Raw genomic sequence first — 22,640 nt, forward strand, 5'->3', positions numbered from 1 at the left:
CTTTTTTTGAACTAAAGAGTTCTTCCGAAAGCTTTCGGAGAGGGGAGAGGGGTGGGTCAAAGTAGTTTAGAAATAACATTTTGCTGATGATATGGCGGGTAATAATACTAAGAGAGGGGTAAGGTTATGGTAGACACACTGGATGTTTTTGCATCAGCGTATTCTTTTAAGGAAGAAGATCTCCGGGGGAAACCGGTTGTTATAATTGACGTTCTGCGGGCCAGTTCCACCATGGTTACGGCTTTGCATAATAATGCAAAAGGTATTATTCCGGTCGAGGATATGGATGATGCCAGCAAAATTTCACATAATCTGGATGAAGAAAGTTTTTTGCTTAGCGGCGAGAAAGATGGGATAAAGATTGAAGGCTATGATCTCGGTAATTCACCACTGGAATACAATCGGGATACTATTGAGGATAAAACCATCATTTTAAACACGACCAATGGTACCAAGGCCATAAAACGATGTAACCTGGCAAAAGAAATTATTGTAGGATCTTTTCTGAATCTGGATGTTATTATTGATCATTTGAAGTCGATAGATGAAGAGGTAGTGCTGGTTTGTGCGGGATGGAGAGGCCGGCTTGCCCTTGAGGATATGCTTTGTGCTGGTAATATTATTTACGAACTTAGTGGCGGTCAACTGCCAAACAAGACTCGTGACGGGGCAAAAGTGGCTTTTGGTCTTTATGAAAAATTTGGTGATGATATAGAAAGCTGCATCAAATCGTCGAATTATGCCGTACGACTTCAAGGTATTGTCGACGAAGAGGATTTATCATATTGTTGTCAACGCAGTATAATGCAGGTACTGCCGGTTTTAAATGAAGGAATCATTACAGATCTAAATGGCAAAGCAAAACAGTTCTGACAATTTTTTTGGAGGTATCTCAGAATCCCGAAAGATGGAAATACTCGGGATTTTAGTAATGGCTATCGGGGGCCTTATCGGGCTGAGCATAGTCACCTACGATCCCGCTGATTATACTCTTATCCAATCGCTTTCTACAGAAGCGGCTGCCCAGCGTATACAAAACGGACTGGGGCAGGTCGGTGGATATATTGCTCATTTCTTTGTGTATATGCTATTTGGCTATATTAGCATCATCATACCACTCATTTTCCTGGGATACGGCTGGTTCATTTTCCGAAACCAAAAGGTTGATCTACTGTTGTGGCCAACGATTTATGGAATTTGGAGCATGGTGCTATTGTCTACTATCCTCGGGTGGTTCAATATTAATTACGAGTGGATGCCTTCAGTCTGGAGTGGATCAGCCGGCATACAAACGGCGAGCCTGTTACAGATTTATACCGCCAAGATCGGCTCAATGGTGATTTTATCCGTGTTGTTAATAACAACACTGCTGGCACTTCTGGATCGCGACTTGCAGTACACGGTAGAATGGTTTAAAGATTCAGTGGCGGGCATTAAAGATTCATATGAGGATTGGAAACAGCGGCGCCAGGAAAAGAAAGAAGCCAGGCGTCAGCAAAGAGAAGCAGAACGGCGCCGACAAAAAGAGCAGGAAAAACAGCAGCAAGAACAACAACAGATCGACAGGCAGCGCCAAGCTGAGCAGCAGATGCGTCAAACACAACAAACTACCGGCAAACCTACAGCTGATCGGCAGGAGCAGGCGGATGAAAACCCGCGATCCATTGACGAAATCGTTGAGCAGTCGCAGCAGCAGGATCGTGAACGGATACGTCAGCAGCAGGAAGAGATTCAATCATTGGATCAGCGCCCACGTGCAGACATTGAAAAGAAGAAAATAGCCGAAGAGGCGGATGATGACGTGGATATTTCGGTCTATGTGGGTGAAGGCGACGAGCAGGCGGGAGATAAAGAACTTGATAAGCAAAATCAGGACAAGGCAAAAGAAGTACCGAAGGTTAAGTACAAGTTTCCTACGATTGATCTGCTGGATTCTCCCCCCAATGAGGGCAACGAGGTTGATCTGGAAGAGATCAAAGATAACAAGCGCATCATCCTTGATAAACTGAAGCGCCATAAAATCGAAATTCGCAGCATTAATGCGATTGTAGGTCCTACCGTTACGCTCTATGAGCTCGATCCTGCGCCGGATGTGAAAATCAGCAAGATAGAAAGCTATGCCAACGACCTGAAGATGGCGACGGCCGCCAAAGGGCTGCGTATTATGGCGCCTATTCCCGGAAGGTCGGCCGTGGGTATCGAGGTGCCTAATGGCAAGCGCGAAACGGTTTATCTGAAATCGGTGCTGAATACGAAGAAATTTGTGGAAAGTGATTACGAGTTGCCGATAGCTTTCGGTAAGACGATCGAAAACGATGTTTTTATGGTGGATCTCTCGCTGATGCCGCACTTACTGATTGCCGGAGCTACGGGGTCAGGTAAAACGGTTGGGCTAAATACTATTATTACATGTCTGCTGTATAAATGCCATCCAGACGATCTTAAGTTTGTACTAATTGACCCCAAAAAAATTGAGCTTTCGCTATTTCAGAAAATTGAACAGCAATTTCTGGCAACGATGCCAGGCGCAGAAGAGCCGATTGTGACCGATACCAGTCGCGCACAAGAGACGCTGGAAAGCCTTACCAAAGAGATGGACGAGCGCTATGATCTGCTCAAAGAAGGGATGGTTCGCGATATCCGGGCGTATAATGAGAAATTTGACAGTGGTGAACTTGATGAAGAGGAAGGACATCGCCACCTGCCGTATATTGTTGTCATTATCGACGAGCTGGCCGATCTTATGATGACCGCCGGTAAGCAGATTGAAGAGCCGATTGCCCGGCTTGCTCAGCTGGCACGGGCTGTGGGCATTCATCTGGTGGTAGCAACCCAGCGTCCTTCGGTAAATGTTGTTACCGGAACGATTAAGGCTAATTTCCCCGCACGTATCGCCTACCAGGTAGCTTCAAAAGTAGATTCGCGAACAATTCTTGATACGGGCGGTGCCGATCAGCTTATCGGAAATGGTGATATGCTGTTTACCAACGGCGGTGGTATGACGCGAATCCAGAACGCTTTTGTATCAACTGAAGAGGTTGAAAAAATTACTGATTTCATCGGAAATCAAAGAGGATATAATAATAAGTACGAATTACCTGTTTTAGAAGATGAGTCTTCATCGGGCGGCGACATCCCGGATCCGCTGGATGATATAGACGAGCTCTTTGAATCTGCAGCTAAAGTTATTGTCCTGCATCAACAGGGATCGGTATCGCTGCTGCAGCGTAAACTTAAAATCGGATACAATCGCGCCGGAAGAATTATTGATCAGCTTTATAATGCAGGCATTGTCGGTCCTTATCAAGGAAGTACGGCGCGCGATGTGCTTGTGGAGGATGAAGAAGAACTAGAAGAAGTGTTAGATGAACTGGAAGAATTTGAACGATAAAGTGGTGCGTTTTTTATTTCTGGCAATATTTTGTTTTGGATTTACAATCTCTTCTTATGCCCAGGAAAACCCATTCAATTCGCTAAAACAGAAATTTGAGCAAGGGGATATCTTTTATGCTGATTTCCATCATCAGTCTATAGATTCCTATACCGAAGATACGGTTGCCAGCAGTGGAAAGATTTGGGTCGCGGAACGGCGATATAAAGTAGAAGCTGATGACCAGATGGTGGTAGTCGATGGTGAAACATCAAAAGTGTACGATGAAAGTAGAAATCGGGTAATAATCAGTAAATATGAACCCGAAGAAGATGACTTTGCTCCATCCAGAATTTTAAACGGAGTAGATTCTACGTTTACAGTTGCAACCGAAGAGCAGCGGAGTGATCAAATCTATATCCGGCTTACTTCTGATGATTCATTTGCCATCTATAAAGAAGTGGAAATTTATCTTTCTAACGCACTGGTGCCACAAAAAATTCGGGCGGTAGATCCGGTGGATAATGAAATTACAACGACCTTTCAACAGGGTAAATTTATAGATTCGGGGGAAGGTATGTTCCAACTCGACTACCCCGACAGTGCAGAAATTGTTGATATGCGCAACTAGCTCAATGCTATACAAAACAAATAATGTTTAAACGATTTTTAAAAATTGGACTCGCACTGTCGTTAGGCGGAGTATTTCTTTGGTTGGCTTTTCGTAATGTACGCCTGCAAGAGGTTTTCGAGTATTCAAAACGTATTCAGTTTGGGTGGATAATTCCCTTTGCCATTTCCGCATTGTTCAGTCACATTTTTCGGGCGGAGCGATGGCGTTTGCTTATTGAACATGACAAAAAGGAACTGGACAGGCTGACCCTGTTTTCGGGAGTGTTGGTTGGATATGTCATGAACCTGGTAGGCCCCCGGTTTGGTGAGGTGTCGCGTCCGTTTTACGTAGCAAAAAAAGAAGATTTAAGCACCTCGAAATTAATGGGCACCATTGTGCTCGAACGTATTATTGATGTAGCTGTGATGGCTTTCCTGATGTTGGTAGTATCAGTTTATGTGATTGCTGATTTAAATTTATTGCGCAGAATCTTTGGAGATGAAACCATTGAGTTGTTAACAAGTCAGCCAAATCTGTTAACATATGCATGGGCAGCACTGTTTGTGTTGCTGATAGTATTTGTCGGATATCTGGCTCTCAAACTGTTGTTGTACCTGGGAACAAAATTTGAGGTGCTCCAGGAGTGGATCGACCGTGCCAAAGAGGCTCTTATTATGTTTAAGGATGGTATACTTTCAGCGAGAAAGGTAGAGCGGTGGTGGCTTTTCATCGGATATACGGTACTCATTTGGCTTTGCTATACATTAATGACATACATTCCGTTTTGGATGTTCGATATGCAAGAAGCGTTTGATTTAACTATGCTGGATGCATTGGTAATTACAGTGATCTCAGCCATCGGTATTGCCATACCGTCTCCGGGTGGTGTAGGGACATATCATTATTTCGTAAAACAATCGCTGTTGGTTTTATATGCTGTCCCGGCGGTCACAGGTATTGCTTACGCCACGATAACACATGCCAGCATGGTGGTTTTCGTATCTTCTATTACACCTATATTTCTTTTTATTGATAAGTTGAGATCAACGAAAGCCGGTAAGCCGGTATTATAATTTGTTGATTGCACAACGGATCAGGGTCTTGTTGCAAGCATTAATGGCTGGTAGCCCGAGCGTTAACGCATGGGTTACCCATTTCGGTTTACAATAAGAAACAGCTGCAAAAATCCACAGCTTATAACAATTCAAAGGTTTCTTTTCCGTTATTCGAAACAGATGTACATAAATTGGGTATATATGTAGTATATTTTAGCATTATTCGTTGCTAAAAAATTAGTACCTTTAACACCTGATTTCTCTAGCACCAGGATCATCAAAATTCGTATGAATCGTTTTCTATACTTAATCTTTTCTCTATTTATTCTTGCTGTAATGTTTAGCCCCTCTATGGCCCAGGATCAGCAAGAAACTGAAAATTCAATGCTGCCCGAAATCGATCCTCAGGATATTGAGATTCGCAGCCAATTCCAGGCACGATTTCCCGGATTGAGACGGCAACCAATTCTCGGTTTCGATCCAAATCCGCGGGTGTATCAAATTGATCCGGACAGAACTCCATTTATGGAGACTGATGATCAGGTTATTGCCGACCTACCTGTTAGCGAACTCACGCGTCCCGATCCTCCTCCCTATACTCCTTTACCTTATTCTTCCGATATCAATGCTTTTAGCCGTCTTGGATTCGGAAGTTACATCAGTCCCGAAGCACAATTCTGGGGGGTAAAACGATTGAGTTCGACAAGCTACATCGGTGGAGATCTGGATTACTCCTCTTCTGACGGGCATCTTGACAATCAGGAAAGCAGTTTTCGCTTTTTTGATGCAAATGCCGAGTTCGCAACAAAGCTGAATGAGCAGTCGCAACTTGCTTTCGACGGTGGGTTTGAAAGCAGTTTTAACGATATGTTTAATCTTCCGCAGACCAATATTCCCAATAGTGCCGGCAAAGAATATAGCAGGTTTAATCTGGGTGCAGACTTTCAGCGATTCAAAAATACCATTACCGGCTGGAAAGTAGATGCCAACATTAGGTATTATGATGCAAGCCTTAATTCGGCAGATGTTTTGTCAGGAACCAGTGAGGAACGTGTGTACGGTGGATCTGTTGCCAAACGATGGGCTGGCGGTAATGTTAATGAAACGTTTGCGATAAAGGCCGGGGCTAAAGGCGGAAACTATACAAATCCCCAGTATTCAGACGAGTGGTTGACAGCACAAGGTGGCGTTGAGTATGAGCGACTTTTCAATTATAGCACAAAAGTAAAAGCCGATGCCAGTGTCTATTACGGAACAGACAATTTTGAAAGTAAAATCTACCTTGGACCTTCAGTTACCATTGAGCATCCCCTGCTCGATATTCTAACGCTGACTGTAAAGGGGAGTGCCGAACCGTATGTGAAAACAGTCGAGCAACTGCATACCAACAATCGGTTTTTAAATGTTGATAACGAACTTCGACACTCCTATCGCATCAAAGGGCAGGGAGAAGCAAGCCTCGAATATGCAAATCATGGCAGATTAAATATGGGAGTTCAGTACGAAAATACGTCTGATCAACCGATATTTGCCAGAGAACTGAGATTTTCCGGTACACAGCAACTATTTTATGAAACCAATTATGTAGATACCTATAACGCCCGGGCATATGCAAGTGTAGTTCACCAGATTATTCCCGATCGTTTTACAGTCAACGGCAAAGTATATCTGCAATCACCGCAGATACAGAATGAGGATAGACGGATTCCTTTTGAAGAAAAAATCGGGGTTAACTCAGGTATTTCTGTGAGCCCGATCGATCAGATTACTTTCGAAGCTTGGGCTGATTATGTAGGTTCACGAAGGACGTATCAATCAAATGAAAAGCTGGACGGATTTTTCCTCATAGGTGGTCAGGCAGATGTTGAGATCACTGATCGTTTTGGAGCGTATGTTAAACTGGTGAATTTATTAGATCAGGATTATGAAGTCTGGCAAGGATACAATGAACGTCCATTTCAGGCATATGGGGGAATAACAGTAAAACTATAAAGGTGATGAATAAAGATTTTTTAAAAGCTTTTTCTGAAGTTGTCAGAGAAGAGGTTGCACAAAAAAATAAAGTAGAGCTTGAAGGGGTCGGGCATTTTAAATTTGAACATAAGAAACAGTTTCAAAAACAGTACGACAATGGTCGCGTTGTGATGATGCCTCCCAAAGATACCATCACATTTGTTCCGGAAAACTAGTGGGGTTATGATTATCGACAAAGAACAGCTGATATCACTTCTTGAAGAAAAAACAGATCTCGAACGCGATAAAGTAGAAGATCAGCTTACCCAGTTGGTTAAACGAATCCAACAGGCAGCTGAAAAGAATAAAACGTTTGAGATTGAAGGGTTCGGTACCTTTAGTATGCAGGGTGATAATCTTCAATTTGAGCCTAACGATACGCTTGAGACAGAGATTAATAACAAATATGCAGGCATGAAGCCTATAGAGCTGATCGGTGCCTTTAAAGAGCCGGAAGGCGATGAAGTGCCTGTTATCGATGAAAATATAGAAGGAATTAACGACAAAGCCTGGGCATTTGATAAAGAATCTGTCTCCGAAGATGAAAGCGAGGAAATCAACGAACCGGTTGCGGAAAGCATCTCTGATGAAGAACAGAAAGAGGAGATAACAGAAGAATTGCCTGCAGAGCCTGATGATAAGCAGGAATCTGATACCTCTGAAGATGAGTCCAAAAAAGTATTGGAGGAGATGGTCAACAGCATGGAAGACCAGCCGACAGGTCCGGAAGTTACTATTGAAGAGGAGAAATCCGATCCCGAAGAAAGCCGTTCGGATGAGGCAGAGGATGATCCCGAAAAAGAAGGCGATCTGGTTGGCAAAATGTTGATTGCTGCTGTAGTGGTCATAGCTATCGGATTGAGCGGATGGATGGCATACGATACAGGACTGATAGGTGGCAGTGATGAAGCGGATAGTTATTCGCAGGCTGGTCCATCTGTTGCACAGCAAAATGAGCAGTCACAAATGGCTGACGAGCAAGATGGTTCGTCGCAAAATTCAGAAGCGAATATTAGTTCGGAACCTGAACAAGAAATGTCAGTAGGAACACAAGAAGATCCCCCACCTGAAGCAACCGAAGAAGAAGCGGGGTTTGGTTTGAAGGGCAAAGTAAACGAAAATATCAGCAGCGGCTATACTATTGTCGTACACTCACTGCGAAGATTAGACGAGGCGGAAAGCAGGAAAGAAAATTTGCAGGAAGCCGGCTATCGCGCATTAATCAGTAAGGCTAATGTACAGGGAACTACCTATTTTCGTGTAGGATTGGGACAGTTTGAAACTGTTGAAGATGCTCTGCAAGCCGTAAGCGATATACCAGAATCATTTCAGAAAGATCAAGGTCATTTTATCAAACGAATTCAATAACTCAACCGTAATAAGATTATGCAAGCGTTACTCTTCTTTTTGATTCAATCACAGCCCGATACTGCAGCAGAAGATACCCTAAGTCTGGCAACCGAACAGGAAAGTATGTCGATGCTGGAGCTTTTGGCGGAAGGTGGGGTGCTGATGATCCCGCTGTTTTTACTTTCAATTGTAGCTATTTATGTGATTGCGGAGCGGTGGCGATCTCTGAACAACTCTCGTATAGAGATTGAGGGATTTTTGCGTACCGTTGAGGGCATGCTCAAAGATGGCGATCGCGAGCGGGCTCTTACCTATTGTGATGGCATCGATAAGCCACTTGCCCGTATTCTTAAAGCTGGAATACGACGGCTGGGACGGCCAATTCGTGACATTGAGGATGCCATACAGAATGCAGGCAAAAAGGAAATTTTCCATCTTGAAAAACGTATGAACTGGTTGGCCACGATTGCAGGTGTCGCTCCACTGGTAGGATTCACCGGTACAGTTACCGGGATGATTGAGGCTTTTATGGATATTCAGGCACTGCAGGGAAATGTTAACCCAAGCGTGTTGGCCGGTGGTATCTGGGAGGCATTGATAACCACCGCTACAGGACTGATTGTAGGTATTATCGCTTATGGATTTTACAACTTCCTGCAGGGTAAAATTAATCGCATGATCCATGAGTTGGAAAACGCATCTGCCGACTTTATTGATATGCTCAATAAACCGTCGTACAAGAAAGATAAAGAACACCAAAGAGTAGGTTAAGACCATGGACTTTAGACGAGATGATGAACGTAGAGAGCCGTTGACGATGTTTTCGCAGTCGTCATTGACGGACATTGTACTGCTGTTGCTTATCTTCTTTTTGCTGACATCGTCATTTGTGACAAATTTTGGCATTAAAGTGAATATCCCCAAAGCAGAAAGCGGTGCACAGACCGAAGCACAGCATATAACTGTGGCAGTGACAAAAGACGGTGAGTTTTATGTAGATGGGGAGATTACCAGCCGGGCACAACTGGCGTCTGCTCTGCGAGAAGCCAAAAACAACAAACCCCGGGGCACACTCGTTTTACGGGCAGATAAGGACGCTCTGATAGATGATGCCGTCCGTGTTATGAACATTGCCAAGGCACTGGAGCTGAATATCATGATGGCAACTGAACAGACATCAAGATAATTTTTGTTAAGAAAGATTACCTATGAAGGCACCGGAATTAGAAAATGAAGATCGCTTTGCCCTTGCTGTTTCGGGTGGACTGCATCTGGTGCTGGTTGTAATTTTTCTGTTATATACCTTTTCTATCGAAGCCAACGTACGCCCATCTTTTATAGAAGTTGAGTTCGGTGAATTCCAGACCGGGACTCCGGCTGAATATGCCGAAGAACAGGCTGAAGAGGTAGCTACACGCCCTGACCCCTCCGAGACAGAACCTGAAGAGCCCGAACCCGAGCCACCAGAACCTGTGGAAGAGCAACAGGCTACGACTGAAGAAACGGTCAAGCCTGTGGATGTTCCCGATGAAGTGGAAGAGGTTGAAGAAGAGGAAGTTGAAACGCCTGAAACCGATAAAGTGGACCCGCAGGAAGAAACAGCTAACGAGGAGCAACAAGAAGTAATTGTTCCGCCCAAGACCGAAGAGGATGAAGTACAGCAAGAAGGTGCTGAAACCAGCGGCGATGTGCAGGGGAATACCGGTGAACTGAATGCCGATCAGGGTACTGGCAACCAGCAGGAAAAGTCTGCTCCATATGAGCTGAACTGGGAGGGCGATGTAGATCGCGATCCGATGGTGCAGCCACTACCCGAAAACACAACAGACGAAGAGGCTACGATTACGATACGATTCGAAGTGAGGCCGGATGGTTCTATTGGACGAATTATTCCTCTCAAGAAAATGAATCCGGAACTCGAGCGTGAAGTGATGAATACACTTCGCAGCTGGCAATTCTCGCGTCTGCCTTCGGGTGTTCCTCAGCAATCACAATGGGGTGTTATTACTTTCCGATTTGTGCTTGAGTAAAGGAAGATCTATACAAAAGCTGTCAGTAAGCTACACTTAGTTGTATAGCCAGCACATCATCATTCAGGCCGGGGCCTGAGTCAGCTGAATATAAATAGGAAGTTTTCAGGGTTATATTTCGGTGCAGTTTATACCCCAAGAGCATCTCCAGCCGCTGCCGGCCATAAGTCCAGGATTGTCCGCTGCCATAAGGGCCCGAGCTGATATCGCCTGAAATTAGTTGTTCATATCTGATTCCAGAATATCCACCTACAAAAAAGGGAAAGTTGATAACAGCCTCCGCAGAAATATGATTTACAGATGCTTCTAAGGTTTCTCCAACAGGAGATTGCTGAACAACATAGGGAGCATTCCATTGGCTCCAGTTATATTCCAAAACAAACGTGTAGTAGTGGTATGAAATTTCTAGATCTGTGCCAATCGCAAGCTGTTGATATGAATCTGCATTCGAATAGGATTCAGAATTTATAGCATTTCGTTTCATAAACGGACCCGTACTAAAGGAAAGTCCGAATTGCCCCCAAATCTTTGGTTGAAATACTAAGCGGCCGACAAACGAGGGGGTATTGTATTGTGCAATTTCAAAATAACTGGAAACCGGGCTTAGGGTAGCTGTTAAATTATAGCGCAGCCACTCCGACTCCCCAACCTGATTGCTAATACTGATCCCCTGTGAATACATACGTTGATACACCATGGAGAGGCCGGTAACGTCCTCTCCATAACTAACACTGTTGTCCAGAATGCCGAGTTCTTTGCTAACTGGCAACCCTGCAGAATGAGATAGGGGAAAATGCACGAAAGGGTTATCAGATGAGAGAATACGTTCGGAATAAATACCGTATGGGGTTACAAAACGACCGGCCGTAATGGTAAAATCAGACTCTTCTTTTGGTATCCAATTAAGATTAATTACTGAAAAGAAAGGAGGACCTAATTCTTGACCGTTGTAGTAATCTGATTGCAGGGCTGATGATATGAACCAGTTATCAGCAATATTGGCATTTGCAAAAAGTCGGATATAGGGCGTATAAAGCATCCATTTGTCAGTAGGAGTTTGATTGACATAGGGCGAAGAATCTGAATCACCTTTCCTGAGCTCAAAATCTGCAAGTCCGCCGAGCTGTATTTGTGCTTTTGCCGGAAGAGTGACAGTCAAAAAAAAGAATAAAAAGAGATATAGCGATCTATGCCGAAGGTTCATAGTGTCTCCTTTTTTGTGAAGTGATACTCCTCTTCCCAATTTACTTCATAGATTTGAACAGGATTTGCAATTCCTTTGACTTTTATTTTTTCCAGTTTGTCAGTGGGAATCCGCCGCTCAAGATTCAGATACACTGAATTCGTTATTAATATCTGGCTATGTCCCGCAGCCGAACATAATCGAGCACCGAGGTTCACAGTATTTCCCAGTACGGTATAATCCATGCGGTTTTTACTCCCCATGGCTCCCATAACCACTTCTCCACTGTTAATGCCGATACCTACAGACATATCTTCGTGTTTATCATCCAGAAGGTCTGACAGTTTAGTCTGTATTTTAACAGCTGCGTGCACAGCTTTTTGCTCTTTATCTTCGCCCTGGAACACCGCTACTAATTCGTCACCGACAAATTTATCTACGTCACCGTCAAACTCCTGTATGATTTCTGCCTGTAAGCTTAATAGATTATTAAGAATATCAATAACCTCCTCGGGAGTACGTTTTTCACTCCACGAGGTAAACCCTCGAATATCAGAAAAAAGTACGCTTATATTTCGTCTTTCTCCGCCCGGTTCAATTCGGGTGAGGTTACTTTTGATAGCGTCAAGGGTTGCTTCAGAAACAAATTTCAGCATATGCAGACGTTCCTGAAGGCCTTGTACAAGATCATTAAAAGCTTGAGTTAGTTGTCCGATTTCATCGTTGCTGGTTATAGGCACCTGTTTGCTAAAATCTTCTTTTTCAACGCGCCGGACCCCCTCAACCAGCTGATCGATCGGCTTTGTGATGCGTCGGGTAAGCCAGATACTGATTAAAATTGCACCAATGACAGAAAGTATGCCGATTCCGAAAATTAATAACTGCAGGTTTTGTAGCGGTACCAGCGCCTCAGTCAAGGATTTGGCTACAGCATAATAGCCGTTGATACCCTGCGAGGGATGCTCTGTTTCGAACATTGGTGCTATATAAACCATCCATGTTTCATCATTCAACATAACTTCGGTAGAGGTAGCTTCTCCACTACCAAGTACTTCAAAAGTTGCAGAATGAATACTCTTTGAAAGTACCTTTTTATTTGAAGTAGATAAGCCATCAAAAGAATAGGTCAATAGTTGATTGTCAACATAATAAAGCACTTCAAGACCTATATCGCGGGAAAGCTGCTTTGTTTCCTGTTGACGCATCGGGAATCCGTAGGAAAGTGTTCCCTCCAGGCGATCTCCGGCCCATATGGGGATTGTAATCACATTAAAGTAGCGTTCTTCTTGTTTCCATATGTAAGATTGGGAGGGCATCTCCCCTAGTAAGGCTCTGTTCATTCCGGGTCTATCGGCTATGGAATATTGTGGCAGGCTTTCCGAAGCCATCTGCCCTAAAGGTTTTCCTTGTGAATCGGTGATTAGAAGTAACCCGGCAGAATCGGGATTGGTATAAAACTCAGACGGGACAAGCGAGTCGGGAATAACCGGATCAAAGTCAAGCAGGTAGAGAAGTTCTTCTCTGATGGTTTGATTGACAGTAGCTGTGTCACCGGTGGAGATTGCCGCTTTCAACTTGGGAGTGTCAGCTAAGAGGATAGCAGTTTGCCGCAATTGCCGGAAACGAATATCCTGGATACGCTCAAAAACTCTCCCCGCCTCAACAAAGTTGGTGTTTATGTTAGCACGGATACGAGATTCTACAATCTGGCTGGAGCTTATGAGTAGAATGAGCACAGAGACTAACACCAGCCCCACAAACCCAATCAATAACTTCCAACGCAAGCTAAAAAACTTGTTCTTCATAACTTCAGGAGTTCAGGGTTATGGTACCGATATTTAAGTTTTCCCCTGTACTAACTTCAATCGGTATGGATTGCTCCTTGTATCCCAGTGCATAGAATTTAAGTTCATAACTACCTTCGGGGATTTCAGAAAATTCGAATGAGTTGCCGCTTTTTGCCTTTTTCCATGTTAATACTTCAGAGGGCATAACATAGATAACGGCATGCATATTTGAGTGTATATCGCAAAACACATCCACAACACCAGGTTTTTCGAAAGTAATTTTTATGTTATCTCCTTTCGGTCGCCTTCCGGCATCAAATTTTTTAGTGCTTGAGAGGCTGAACACATTGTGATAAACCGGATCAGAATTTTGAATACTTATAGTTGCATTCTGCGGAATAGCCAAAAGTGAGGGGTTAAATTCTATATTCCTTTGATCCAGAATAGCGGACGATTCAGATGGTGAAGCATCTACCTCTTCGGTGCTGACGAGCCAAATTAAAACCGAATCCTCAGGAGAATTGGAAGTACTTTTTCTTCCTTCTGAAGACCTTCCATAACGATTTCCGGCACCCCCTAACTGTACTGGTGATTGCTGAACCCCAAGTATAACCGTCCCTTGGATACTTCCTGTAGAAAATTCTTTTTTCCTGTCAGGTTGAGACAAGGAGAGGTAGCAGAACATCCCGAAAGCCAATATGATGGATATTTTTCCCTTCATAAAGGGAAAATGTATTCAAAAGTGGGAACTAATCATAATTGCCTAATATCGACGCTGAAAAGTTTAACAGGTGTATATTCAGAGGAATAAAGTGTTAAAAAGACGTAAATTGGACTAGCGTCTTGGAATCAACTGTTTATTTTTAAGGCACCGAATATTAATAAACCAATTGCTCATGCTACGACGTCTCTCCCTTTGTATACTTCTTTTTCTACTTAGTATGTTCACCTTTGTAAGTCGTGCCGACGCACAATCAGATATCTTTACACTGGAAGATGTGTTTGACATCGAGTACGCCTCCGATCCACAAATTTCTCCGGATGGATCGAAGATTGTTTACCAGCGGAATTTTTCTGACATCATGAAAGACCGCAACCACTCGAATTTGTGGATTATAAACACAGACGGCAGCCGTCACCGTCCGCTGACATCCGGCAATAACAATAACTTTTCGCCACGATGGTCGCCCAGCGGAGATCGTCTGCTTTACGGCTCGACAAAAAGTGGATCTACAGAGCTTCATATGCGCTGGATGGATACCGGGGAAAGTGCTAAAATCACTAATTTAACAGAATCTCCGAGCGATATTACCTGGTCACCTGACGGGGAGTATATTGCCTTTACCATGTTTGTCCCCCAAGTTGAAAAGCCGATGGTGTCTCTACCCGGTAAGCCCGAGGGAGCAGAATGGTCTGAGCCCGCAAATGTCATTGATGATTTACAATATCGAAGAGATGGATCTTCAGGCTTTGTTAAAGATGGGTATCGTCATGTTTTTGTGATTCCCGCTGAAGGTGGAACGCCTCGTCAGATCACGAGAGGAGATTACAACCACGGTTCGCCCGAGTGGACATCAGACAGTGAGCATCTGATTATTTCCACTAACCGAAAGGAAGACTGGGAATATGATGCGCGCGATACAGAGCTGTATAAAATTTTAGTTGATGATGGTTCGATGACGCAGCTCACCGACAGAGAAGGCCCCGATAGCAGTCCTGCCCTATCACCTGACGGCAGTAAAATTGCTTATCTCGGCTATGATGACAATATGGATAGTTATCAGCTTACAAACGTATACGTGATGAATAGTGATGGATCCGAAAAGCAAGAACTGACCGGTGATTTTGATCGCAGCGTTGGTAATGTGCAGTGGGCAGAAAACGGAGATGGACTTTATTTCGAATATGATGATGAAGGAAATGGAAAGATTGGTTACATATCTTTGAATGGTGAGGTAGAAAAATTGGCTGACAATAGAGGGGGTACCACTATTGGACGTCCTTACGGGAGTGGTTCATATACGGTAGCCCCAAATGGTACTTTCGCCTATACCTATGCTACGCCAGAACGACCGGCTGATATTGCTGTAAGTAGCAGAGGCAATGAAGTAGAACGACTCACCGAAATAAATGAAGATCTTTTCGGACATAAAACGCTGGGAAAGGTTGAAGAGATTTGGTTCGAATCATCATATGACGGGCAGGAGATCCAGGGCTGGATCGTGAAGCCACCGAATTTTGATCCCGATAAAAAATACCCGCTTATCCTGGAGATACATGGAGGTCCGCATACAAACTATGGCGATCGTTTTTCTGCCGAAATACAGTTGATGGCAGCGGAAGGATATGTAGTGGTGTATATCAATCCGCGGGGAAGTACGAGCTACGGGAAAGAATTTGGCAATTATATCCACCACAATTATCCCAGCGAAGATCACGATGATTTAATGTCCGGCGTAGATGCGGTGATTGATAAGGGATATGTGGATGCTGACAGACTTTATATCACCGGGGGCAGTGGCGGTGGTGTGCTCACTGCATGGGCTATCGGAAAGACCGACCGCTTTAATGCAGCGGTGGTAGCTAAGCCGGTAATCAACTGGTATAGCTTTGCGCTGACATCCGACGGTGCCTCCACCTATTATAAATACTGGTTCCCCGGCTTTCCATGGGAGAACCTTGAGCATTATATGGAGCGATCTCCCATATCGCACGTTGGCAATGTGAATACACCTACCATGTTACTTACCGGCGAAGAAGACTATCGGACGCCGATGTCAGAGACGGAACAGTTTTACACAGCACTGCAACTACAGAAGGTAGAATCGGTAATGGTACGAATACCAAAAACGAGCCACGGCATTGCCAGCCGGCCCAGTAACTTAATGAGCAAAGTTGCTCATATATTGGAGTGGTTTGAAAAATACTAATCCCCGTTTGCAGAACATATCTCCGGCTTATTGGCCGGGGATATTTATTAACAATTTATTGACCGGTTTGGGTAGTAATTGGACCGATTCCCGATATTTCCAAGAGATCTGCTTTAGAAAATACTTCAGGAGATCAAGGTACAGATGAAGATACCGTACTTATTATCACTTGTCTAAGTATAACCAGAACTAGAAATGATTAATAGCTTTCGGTAACTGTAGATGATTTTTAAATGAACCTAAACGTTTTTAAGAAAGCTTTTCGTCCAGTTCTTTTATAGCCTCAATCAGGGGTTCAACGCTACCTCTTTTTAACCGATTATTTACTGCCTGCGGGGTAATGCCCAGGTGTTCAGCAACCATTTTTTGATTAACATCTGCGTCAATCATCATTTTGATTACTTCCTTCTCGGCCTCGTTGCGATTTCTTTTTTGCATTTTACGTAGGATTAAATATGTTGATTTATAAATTATAGAAATTCACATATTGTGAATTTATGAAATACAAGTATTAATCGAAAGTGAGCAAAATAATAGAACGTATCAAAGAGGCGTATCACTTAACCACCGATTCAGAAGTTGCTGATTTTCTGGATATAAATCCCAGCACTTTGAGCATGCAGAAAAACAGGGGCCGCTTAGACTTGGGACGGATCATCAAGAAATGTAGCGATTTAAACAAGAACTGGCTGCTTGAGGGTCAGGGCCCCATGATGAAAAATGAATTGGTATCTGAAACCGAACAAATACCTATATATTCTGCAGTATACGTAGATAAAAATAATGAACCTGATTTTGAACGCAGTATCGAAGATGGAAAAATGATGCTGGCTTCTGAACATTTGAGCGAATTTTCTCCGGATTATCTGATAGGATATACCGTTCCTGAAAATTTGATGGCTCCTACTGTGCAAAAGCATGATATAGTATTTTTCAACACGAACAATCCACAACCCAACAATGAAGATATATGTTTGATTAGTTGCAATGATGATATAATATGCAGGAGAATCCGGGAAGAAAGAGATAAATATATCATTAGCTGTGATAATGGCGAGCAGGATACTTTAAAGATATCCAAAAATAGTGAAAGCCATAACATAATTGGTAAAATGGTCTGGGTTTTCCGGCGAATGCAATAATTAAGCGGATTGTTGTTCTCTTTGATAAGCTAGTTTGAATAGTGAATTAATGTTATTATTCAACAGTTAAGTTCTTTTTGGATCAAAGTTAACAGAAAGCAGGTATATTCGTTGTTATTAGCACTAATCAAATAAGTGATATGAAGATTCGTCCACATTTTCTGTATCTGCTTATTCTATTCTTATTATTAGGATGTGGCGATAATCCAACCTTGTCAGATGACGATAATTTAGATATTCCTGAGAATTATAAATGTACAGATGGAGTGTCAGATGATATGTATTCTTGCGATAATATCGATCTAGTAGCTCATGTATCGGTAGCGGAGCTGCCGACAGAGCCACTGGATGATGGAAGAGCTTTGAATGATATCTGGGGCTGGACAGATCCACAAACAGAAATCGAATACGCATTGGTTGGCTTGGTTGACGGTGTTGCCTTTGTAGATATTTCTGATCCTACAGAGCCGGCAGTAGTGGGGAAATTAAAAGAGACAGCTTCTGCATCCAGATCAAATCGAAAAGAGAGTGGGGCAAATCTTGCTCATGAGACAAAATCCGGTTGGCGTGATTTCAAAGTGTATCAGAATCACCTTTTTGTAGTCAGTGATGGACAGGATCATGGATTACAGGTCTTTGATTTGACTCAGCTGCGAGATATAGAAAATCCACCTGAAATATTTAGCGAAGATGTTTTGTACGAAGATTTCGACAATGCTCACAATATCGCCATCAATGAGCAAAGTGGTTATGCATATGTAGTGGGATCGAATACATATGGCGGCGGGCTTCACATGTTGGATATAAAGAATCCGGCCGATCCCGTATTTGTAGGTTTTCACAGCGATTCTTCGGTGGGATATAACCGGACGGGCTATGTTCATGACACGCAGTGTGTTAACTATCATGGTCCCGACGCCGATTATCAGGGTGAGGAAATATGCATCAATTCTAGTGGAGACTATCTGGTAGTCGCCAATGTTTCAGACAAGCAAAATACATCAACTATTTCGAAGTCTACATATAATGATGTAGGATATATTCATCAGGGATGGCTGACAGAAGATCATCGTTATTTTCTGCAGGATGATGAATTGGATGAATTCGAAGGTATAAATACCCGTACTTTTGTTTGGGATGTTCAGGATCTTGATGATCCCCGAATGATCGGCATATATGAATCTGCGTTGGCATCCACCGATCACAATCAATTTGTAAAAGGCGATTACGTGTATCAGGCGAATTATACTGGTGGCTTGCGTATCCTGGATTTAGAAAATATTGCCGATGGTACATTAGAAGAGGTGGCTCACTTTGATACATTTCGTACAAGAAATGAAGCTGGTTTTAAAGGTGCCTGGAGTAACTATCCATACTTTGATAGCGGAGTTGTTGTTGTCAGCGATATCAACCGAGGATTGTATGTTTTGAATCCCCATTTAGAGTAATATCATTGACATCATCTCCAGAATTCGTATGTTTTCTGCGAATAAGCATTAACTAGTGGAAATGGTATGAATATTTTATTGAAAGTTGGGGCAAGTCTTTTAGGTTTCCTATTTATTGCTGCAGTAGTAGCGGAGGCTCAATCAAAGCAGTTGTCAGAGCATAATCAGATCAAAGCAGCAGTAAGCCCTGCGCCGGAAAATATGCAGGACCAAGCAACCGTAAAAGGGTATGACGAAAATGAAAATCTGGTAACGTTGAGAGAAGGGGAAAATAATCTAATATGTATAGCTGATGATCCAGCGCAAAAGAATTTTCATGTAGCTTGTTATCACAGAGGTTTGGAACCGTTTATGAAGCGCGGACGGGAGTTAAAAGCGGAGGGACTATCCCGAAAAGAAATTGACAGCCGCAGACAAAAGAAGATAGAGGCGGGCGAAATTGAGTTGCCTCAAAAACCTATGGCATTGTACTCTTTAACAGGTTCGGCTGATGCTTTCGATTATACAACCGGACAAGTAGTTGATGCAACTCCCCTGTACGTCGTTTATATCCCCTATGCAACCGAAGAGTCCACCGGTCTGTCGAGAAAACCGGCCAGTAAGGGGGCTCCGTGGATTATGGAACCAGGTACCCCATGGGCGCATATTATGATTATGACCGGGAGGGACTTGGGAGTTCAGAGGTAGGAGAGGGCGATGAAATAGAAAGGCGACCGAGAGTTCAGTCGCCCTTCATCATAGAAATAAGAGTTATCCTTTAACAGTCAAAGTGCCTTCCATACCTCCAGCATAATGACCCGGAAAGGTACATATGAATTCATAGTCTCCCGGCTCTTCGGGAGCTGTAAATGTAACCTCTGTTGTTTCGCCTCCTGCTGCCAAGCCTGTTTGAGCTATAACCTGATCAGACATATCAGCGGGTATATAGTCATTATCTTTAGCTCGGGCCGCAGCGTTTGCAAAAGTTTGTGCATCTGCTTCCATAGTTAGCAATACCCAATTGTGGGCCATGGCCGAAGCAGGCATCTCGCTACGTGTAGTCAAAACTATGCGAATTTCTTCGCCGGGTGCTACCGTTATATTATCAACTTCCTGGAGGTTATCCTGACCGTAGCTATCACCCAGTGTCACCCCTTCGGCTTCTTGTTCCATTACAAACTTCATTTCATCAATACCGATCATTTCAATAGTGCGAACTTCGCCCTCAGCCGCTTCAGTTTCTTGAGTATCTGGTGTATCGGCCTGCTCTTGATCACTTTCTCCACCGCCGCATCCTACCATGAAAAGGATGAGAGTCAGAGAAGCTATTATATTTAAAAATTTCATAGTTAAATACTTTTGATTTTAATTGGATTTTGTGGCTATTAAACAAAGCAGGGTTAAATAAAATTCAACTGCCAGATAAGTAAGAATACAAAATAATCCGATTAAAAAGCGAATTCTTTTGACTTTTTGAATCCTCTTGGAGTAAATATAGTTAAATTGGCCAATACATATAGCCTCAAAATCCAGGAAGATCAGGATGAAAGAGCATTCTTTATCTTACAACTTATAAATAAGATGAATCATTATCGATTATTAAAAGATACTGAAACCGTTCCGCCGGATGTGCGGGCAGATATCATAGGGCCGCCGCCATTGAGCTTACCTTGTACTTCATCACGATCTACACTTCCGGAGAAATTTTGCAGATTGGTGCTGACATAACTTCCCTTGAGATTTAGATCGACTCCCAATTGGCCGGGTATATTGATATTTACATTTCCACCGCTGGTTTTTAGATCAACATATTGCTCAATGGCATTTAAATCTGCAGAAATACCGCCACCGCTTGTGGATGCTTCTACTGTGCCGTTAATATCTGCTAATTTAATATGACCGCCGCTGGTTCTTACTTTTACAGTACCTTCAGAATTACGGACATCTATATGTCCACCACTCGTCCGTGCGTTTAAATCTCCCAGCACATCAGCAATATCGATATGCCCACCGGAAGTTCGGGCTTCGATCGTTCCTTCAAGATTTGATAGTTCCAGATGTCCGCCACTGGTTTTAATTTTTTGATTACCGGATAACGCATGGGCTTCTATATGACCACCACTGGTTCTCAGGTCAGAACTCATTTCGCGCGGCGTGTAAACCACAAAGGATATGGAGAGGTTGTTATCACGGCTCCAAAAATTCCTGTTTCTATTAGGACTTTTAGCGATTGCTTTTACCGAACTACCCGATTGGGAAATATCTATATCCCAGTCGTCTAAATTTATGTCTTCGGGTAACAAGTTTTGTCCATTTTTTCGGACATACATTTCAACTCTGACCGAATTTGTCGAAGATCCTTTGACGGTGATATGTCCGCCAGAGGTTGCCACATCCAGAGAACCGGGGGTATTTACGTCAAAAGTTTCAACCTGGTATGGTTCGTCTTGTGCAAGTGCAAACGACATGGCAGATTTCATCACAATAAAAGTGAACAAAAATGCCCCGACCACAGCTAATGCAATTTTCATGAAGTAGGAATTTCGAGCAGTCATAATTTTCTCCTTTAAAGTAAATTGGGTTTTTGATTGGAGAGTCAAACGAGCAATACGACTGTTTACTTAAAGAGTTTCAGTTAAGGTTTAAAATTACGTTAATGCCAGTAGTAGAGAAGTAGTCAATTCATTATTTTCTGGCACTTTCGAAACTTGATACTAACACTCTTATTTATGAAGCTACCCTTTTTTCTTGCAAAACGTTTTGTTGCCGGTGAATCTTTTGAAGATACTATACCTAAAGTTAAGCAGCTGAATGAAAAGGAGATTAAAGTAACTCTTGATCTGCTTGGCGAAAATGTTAAAGATCGAGCAACGGCCGACAAAACTGTTGATGCCTACATCAATCTGCTGGATGGTATTAATGAATCGGGATTAGATAGCACGATATCGATTAAGCTTACAATGATGGGGCTCGACATCGATCATGACTACTGCCGAGATAATCTTTTCAAGCTGCTAGAAGCGGCTCGGAGTAACAATCAGTTTGTGCGGATAGACATGGAGGGATCAGACTACACCCAGATTACCATCGACCTTTTTAAAGAGGCTTTTCAGGAGTTTGGCAGACACGTGGGTATTGTGATTCAGGCGTATTTGCATCGCACGAAAAAAGATATCGATGAGCTGGCAGAGTTGGGAGCTGACGTTCGCTTGTGCAAGGGTGCTTATAATGAGCCAGAAGATATTGCACTGCAAAATATGGATGATATCCGTGATGCCTTCAAAAGTTATGCAAAAGTACTGCTCGAGAAAACACCCTATCCGAGGATTGCAACACACGATGATCGGTTAATAAACTGGACTCAGAGATATACTGATGAACAGGGAATTGATAAATCCCGGTTTGAGTTTCAGATGCTGTATGGACTTCGGCAGACGACTATGGAAAATTTTGCAGCTAACGGCTATAACGCGCGCATCTATGTGCCTTATGGGACGATGTGGTTCCCCTATTTTAAGCGCCGCCTGATGGAGCGTAAAGAAAATATTTGGTTTGTACTGACGACACTTTTTCAGAAATAATGCTTGGAAAACAATCCGCATCTTCAACACAAGTGTAATCAGCGGCATCACCCATGTCTAAGCCTCTCTAGTTGTTTTAAGCGTCTACCCCAACGTTCCGAGCATTCACGCTTGAAAAGAAAATATTATCCAAGCGTGGACGCTTGGATGAGCATTGAC

The 22,640-nt window shown here is 43.1% G+C and carries 21 protein-coding genes; 15 read left to right on the top strand and 6 right to left on the bottom strand.

What is annotated here, in order from left to right:
* Positions 1–126 precede the first annotated feature (126 nt).
* From ACT3ID_RS09120 to ACT3ID_RS09165, 10 genes are all read left to right on the top strand, one after another.
* Positions 127–873, top strand: a complete 747-nt coding sequence (locus tag ACT3ID_RS09120; protein ID WP_491541709.1) for a 2-phosphosulfolactate phosphatase — start codon at positions 127–129, stop codon at positions 871–873.
* On the top strand, positions 851–3,391 hold the full coding sequence (locus ACT3ID_RS09125; RefSeq protein WP_491541710.1) for a DNA translocase FtsK: 2,541 nt from the start codon (positions 851–853) through the stop codon (positions 3,389–3,391). The genes ACT3ID_RS09120 and ACT3ID_RS09125 overlap by 23 nt, the downstream gene beginning before the upstream one ends.
* Positions 3,366–4,001 carry a LolA family protein gene (locus tag ACT3ID_RS09130; protein WP_491541711.1) on the top strand — a complete coding sequence of 212 codons (636 nt, stop codon included), beginning with the start codon at positions 3,366–3,368 and terminating at the stop codon, positions 3,999–4,001. Before ACT3ID_RS09125 ends, ACT3ID_RS09130 begins: the two co-directional genes overlap by 26 nt.
* Positions 4,002–4,024: 23 nt before the next feature.
* Positions 4,025–5,056: a lysylphosphatidylglycerol synthase transmembrane domain-containing protein gene (locus ACT3ID_RS09135; protein WP_491541712.1), complete on the top strand. Its 1,032-nt coding sequence runs from the start codon at positions 4,025–4,027 to the stop codon at positions 5,054–5,056.
* Between the two features lie 270 nt (positions 5,057–5,326).
* Positions 5,327–7,030 (top strand): TonB-dependent receptor, encoded by a 1,704-nt coding sequence (locus tag ACT3ID_RS09140; RefSeq protein WP_491541713.1) that lies wholly within the window; start codon positions 5,327–5,329, stop codon positions 7,028–7,030.
* A gap of 5 nt (positions 7,031–7,035) precedes the next feature.
* A complete protein-coding gene (locus ACT3ID_RS09145) occupies positions 7,036–7,227 on the top strand; it encodes an HU family DNA-binding protein (RefSeq protein ID WP_491541714.1) in 192 nt (63 codons plus the stop codon).
* 7 nt (positions 7,228–7,234) lie between these two features.
* Positions 7,235–8,419 carry an SPOR domain-containing protein gene (locus tag ACT3ID_RS09150; RefSeq protein ID WP_491541715.1) on the top strand — a complete coding sequence of 395 codons (1,185 nt, stop codon included), beginning with the start codon at positions 7,235–7,237 and terminating at the stop codon, positions 8,417–8,419.
* A gap of 18 nt (positions 8,420–8,437) precedes the next feature.
* Positions 8,438–9,172 (top strand): MotA/TolQ/ExbB proton channel family protein, encoded by a 735-nt coding sequence (locus tag ACT3ID_RS09155; protein ID WP_491541716.1) that lies wholly within the window; start codon positions 8,438–8,440, stop codon positions 9,170–9,172.
* 4 nt (positions 9,173–9,176) lie between these two features.
* On the top strand, positions 9,177–9,587 hold the full coding sequence (locus tag ACT3ID_RS09160) for an ExbD/TolR family protein (RefSeq protein ID WP_491541717.1): 411 nt from the start codon (positions 9,177–9,179) through the stop codon (positions 9,585–9,587).
* A 22-nt stretch (positions 9,588–9,609) separates the two neighbouring features.
* On the top strand, positions 9,610–10,431 hold the full coding sequence (locus tag ACT3ID_RS09165) for an energy transducer TonB family protein (protein WP_491541718.1): 822 nt from the start codon (positions 9,610–9,612) through the stop codon (positions 10,429–10,431).
* Between the two features lie 22 nt (positions 10,432–10,453).
* On the opposite strand, the gene ACT3ID_RS09170 is transcribed toward ACT3ID_RS09165, so the two are convergent.
* Genes ACT3ID_RS09170 through ACT3ID_RS09180 form a run of 3 tightly spaced genes read right to left on the bottom strand, consistent with a single transcriptional unit; the run spans position 10,454 to position 14,122 of the window.
* Entirely contained in the window at positions 10,454–11,635 is a 1,182-nt protein-coding gene (locus ACT3ID_RS09170; RefSeq protein WP_491541719.1) for a hypothetical protein, read from the bottom strand.
* Positions 11,632–13,419 carry an adenylate/guanylate cyclase domain-containing protein gene (locus ACT3ID_RS09175; protein WP_491541720.1) on the bottom strand — a complete coding sequence of 596 codons (1,788 nt, stop codon included), beginning with the start codon at positions 13,417–13,419 and terminating at the stop codon, positions 11,632–11,634. Before ACT3ID_RS09175 ends, ACT3ID_RS09170 begins: the two co-directional genes overlap by 4 nt.
* Positions 13,420–13,423: 4 nt before the next feature.
* Positions 13,424–14,122, bottom strand: a complete 699-nt coding sequence (locus ACT3ID_RS09180; protein ID WP_491541721.1) for a hypothetical protein — start codon at positions 14,120–14,122, stop codon at positions 13,424–13,426.
* A 175-nt stretch (positions 14,123–14,297) separates the two neighbouring features.
* Here ACT3ID_RS09180 and ACT3ID_RS09185 point away from each other — a divergent pair, with 175 nt between their 5' ends.
* Positions 14,298–16,331 carry a S9 family peptidase gene (locus ACT3ID_RS09185; RefSeq protein ID WP_491541722.1) on the top strand — a complete coding sequence of 678 codons (2,034 nt, stop codon included), beginning with the start codon at positions 14,298–14,300 and terminating at the stop codon, positions 16,329–16,331.
* A 249-nt stretch (positions 16,332–16,580) separates the two neighbouring features.
* Here the strand turns inward: ACT3ID_RS09185 and ACT3ID_RS09190 are convergent, their stop codons facing one another.
* Positions 16,581–16,769, bottom strand: coding sequence for a helix-turn-helix domain-containing protein (locus ACT3ID_RS09190; RefSeq protein WP_491541723.1), 189 nt, complete (start codon positions 16,767–16,769; stop codon positions 16,581–16,583).
* An 83-nt stretch (positions 16,770–16,852) separates the two neighbouring features.
* On the opposite strand from ACT3ID_RS09190, the gene ACT3ID_RS09195 reads away from it, so the two are divergent.
* From ACT3ID_RS09195 to ACT3ID_RS09205, 3 genes are all read left to right on the top strand, one after another.
* A complete protein-coding gene (locus ACT3ID_RS09195; protein ID WP_491541724.1) occupies positions 16,853–17,473 on the top strand; it encodes a LexA family transcriptional regulator in 621 nt (206 codons plus the stop codon).
* A 140-nt stretch (positions 17,474–17,613) separates the two neighbouring features.
* Positions 17,614–18,921: a choice-of-anchor B family protein gene (locus ACT3ID_RS09200; RefSeq protein WP_491541725.1), complete on the top strand. Its 1,308-nt coding sequence runs from the start codon at positions 17,614–17,616 to the stop codon at positions 18,919–18,921.
* A gap of 66 nt (positions 18,922–18,987) precedes the next feature.
* Positions 18,988–19,608 carry a hypothetical protein gene (locus tag ACT3ID_RS09205; RefSeq protein ID WP_491541726.1) on the top strand — a complete coding sequence of 207 codons (621 nt, stop codon included), beginning with the start codon at positions 18,988–18,990 and terminating at the stop codon, positions 19,606–19,608.
* 63 nt (positions 19,609–19,671) lie between these two features.
* On the opposite strand, the gene ACT3ID_RS09210 is transcribed toward ACT3ID_RS09205, so the two are convergent.
* Both ACT3ID_RS09210 and ACT3ID_RS09215 read right to left on the bottom strand, forming a co-directional pair.
* A complete protein-coding gene (locus ACT3ID_RS09210) occupies positions 19,672–20,247 on the bottom strand; it encodes a plastocyanin/azurin family copper-binding protein (protein WP_491541727.1) in 576 nt (191 codons plus the stop codon).
* A 242-nt stretch (positions 20,248–20,489) separates the two neighbouring features.
* Positions 20,490–21,455: a DUF4097 family beta strand repeat-containing protein gene (locus ACT3ID_RS09215; RefSeq protein WP_491541728.1), complete on the bottom strand. Its 966-nt coding sequence runs from the start codon at positions 21,453–21,455 to the stop codon at positions 20,490–20,492.
* Positions 21,456–21,629: 174 nt separating this feature from the next.
* Between ACT3ID_RS09215 and ACT3ID_RS09220 the strand changes: the two genes are divergently transcribed.
* On the top strand, positions 21,630–22,481 hold the full coding sequence (locus tag ACT3ID_RS09220) for a proline dehydrogenase family protein (RefSeq protein ID WP_491541729.1): 852 nt from the start codon (positions 21,630–21,632) through the stop codon (positions 22,479–22,481).
* The last annotated feature ends 159 nt before the right edge of the window (positions 22,482–22,640 follow it).

It is taken from the genome of Fodinibius sp. GM108 (genome assembly GCF_058386985.1).

What these genes read in the sequence shown, in the direction of transcription:
- ACT3ID_RS09120 (WP_491541709.1), top strand. Translation starts at nt 127, where the DNA reads ATGGTAGACACACTGGATGTTTTTGCATCAGCGTATTCTTTTAAGGAA.
- ACT3ID_RS09125 (WP_491541710.1), top strand. Translation starts at nt 851, where the DNA reads ATGGCAAAGCAAAACAGTTCTGACAATTTTTTTGGAGGTATCTCAGAA.
- ACT3ID_RS09130 (WP_491541711.1), top strand. Translation starts at nt 3,366, where the DNA reads ATGAACTGGAAGAATTTGAACGATAAAGTGGTGCGTTTTTTATTTCTG.
- ACT3ID_RS09135 (WP_491541712.1), top strand. Translation starts at nt 4,025, where the DNA reads ATGTTTAAACGATTTTTAAAAATTGGACTCGCACTGTCGTTAGGCGGA.
- ACT3ID_RS09140 (WP_491541713.1), top strand. Translation starts at nt 5,327, where the DNA reads ATGAATCGTTTTCTATACTTAATCTTTTCTCTATTTATTCTTGCTGTA.
- ACT3ID_RS09145 (WP_491541714.1), top strand. Translation starts at nt 7,036, where the DNA reads ATGAATAAAGATTTTTTAAAAGCTTTTTCTGAAGTTGTCAGAGAAGAG.
- ACT3ID_RS09150 (WP_491541715.1), top strand. Translation starts at nt 7,235, where the DNA reads ATGATTATCGACAAAGAACAGCTGATATCACTTCTTGAAGAAAAAACA.
- ACT3ID_RS09155 (WP_491541716.1), top strand. Translation starts at nt 8,438, where the DNA reads ATGCAAGCGTTACTCTTCTTTTTGATTCAATCACAGCCCGATACTGCA.
- ACT3ID_RS09160 (WP_491541717.1), top strand. Translation starts at nt 9,177, where the DNA reads ATGGACTTTAGACGAGATGATGAACGTAGAGAGCCGTTGACGATGTTT.
- ACT3ID_RS09165 (WP_491541718.1), top strand. Translation starts at nt 9,610, where the DNA reads ATGAAGGCACCGGAATTAGAAAATGAAGATCGCTTTGCCCTTGCTGTT.
- ACT3ID_RS09170 (WP_491541719.1), bottom strand. Translation starts at nt 11,635, where the DNA reads ATGAACCTTCGGCATAGATCGCTATATCTCTTTTTATTCTTTTTTTTG.
- ACT3ID_RS09175 (WP_491541720.1), bottom strand. Translation starts at nt 13,419, where the DNA reads ATGAAGAACAAGTTTTTTAGCTTGCGTTGGAAGTTATTGATTGGGTTT.
- ACT3ID_RS09180 (WP_491541721.1), bottom strand. Translation starts at nt 14,122, where the DNA reads ATGAAGGGAAAAATATCCATCATATTGGCTTTCGGGATGTTCTGCTAC.
- ACT3ID_RS09185 (WP_491541722.1), top strand. Translation starts at nt 14,298, where the DNA reads ATGCTACGACGTCTCTCCCTTTGTATACTTCTTTTTCTACTTAGTATG.
- ACT3ID_RS09190 (WP_491541723.1), bottom strand. Translation starts at nt 16,769, where the DNA reads ATGCAAAAAAGAAATCGCAACGAGGCCGAGAAGGAAGTAATCAAAATG.
- ACT3ID_RS09200 (WP_491541725.1), top strand. Translation starts at nt 17,614, where the DNA reads ATGAAGATTCGTCCACATTTTCTGTATCTGCTTATTCTATTCTTATTA.
- ACT3ID_RS09205 (WP_491541726.1), top strand. Translation starts at nt 18,988, where the DNA reads ATGAATATTTTATTGAAAGTTGGGGCAAGTCTTTTAGGTTTCCTATTT.
- ACT3ID_RS09210 (WP_491541727.1), bottom strand. Translation starts at nt 20,247, where the DNA reads ATGAAATTTTTAAATATAATAGCTTCTCTGACTCTCATCCTTTTCATG.
- ACT3ID_RS09215 (WP_491541728.1), bottom strand. Translation starts at nt 21,455, where the DNA reads ATGACTGCTCGAAATTCCTACTTCATGAAAATTGCATTAGCTGTGGTC.
- ACT3ID_RS09220 (WP_491541729.1), top strand. Translation starts at nt 21,630, where the DNA reads ATGAAGCTACCCTTTTTTCTTGCAAAACGTTTTGTTGCCGGTGAATCT.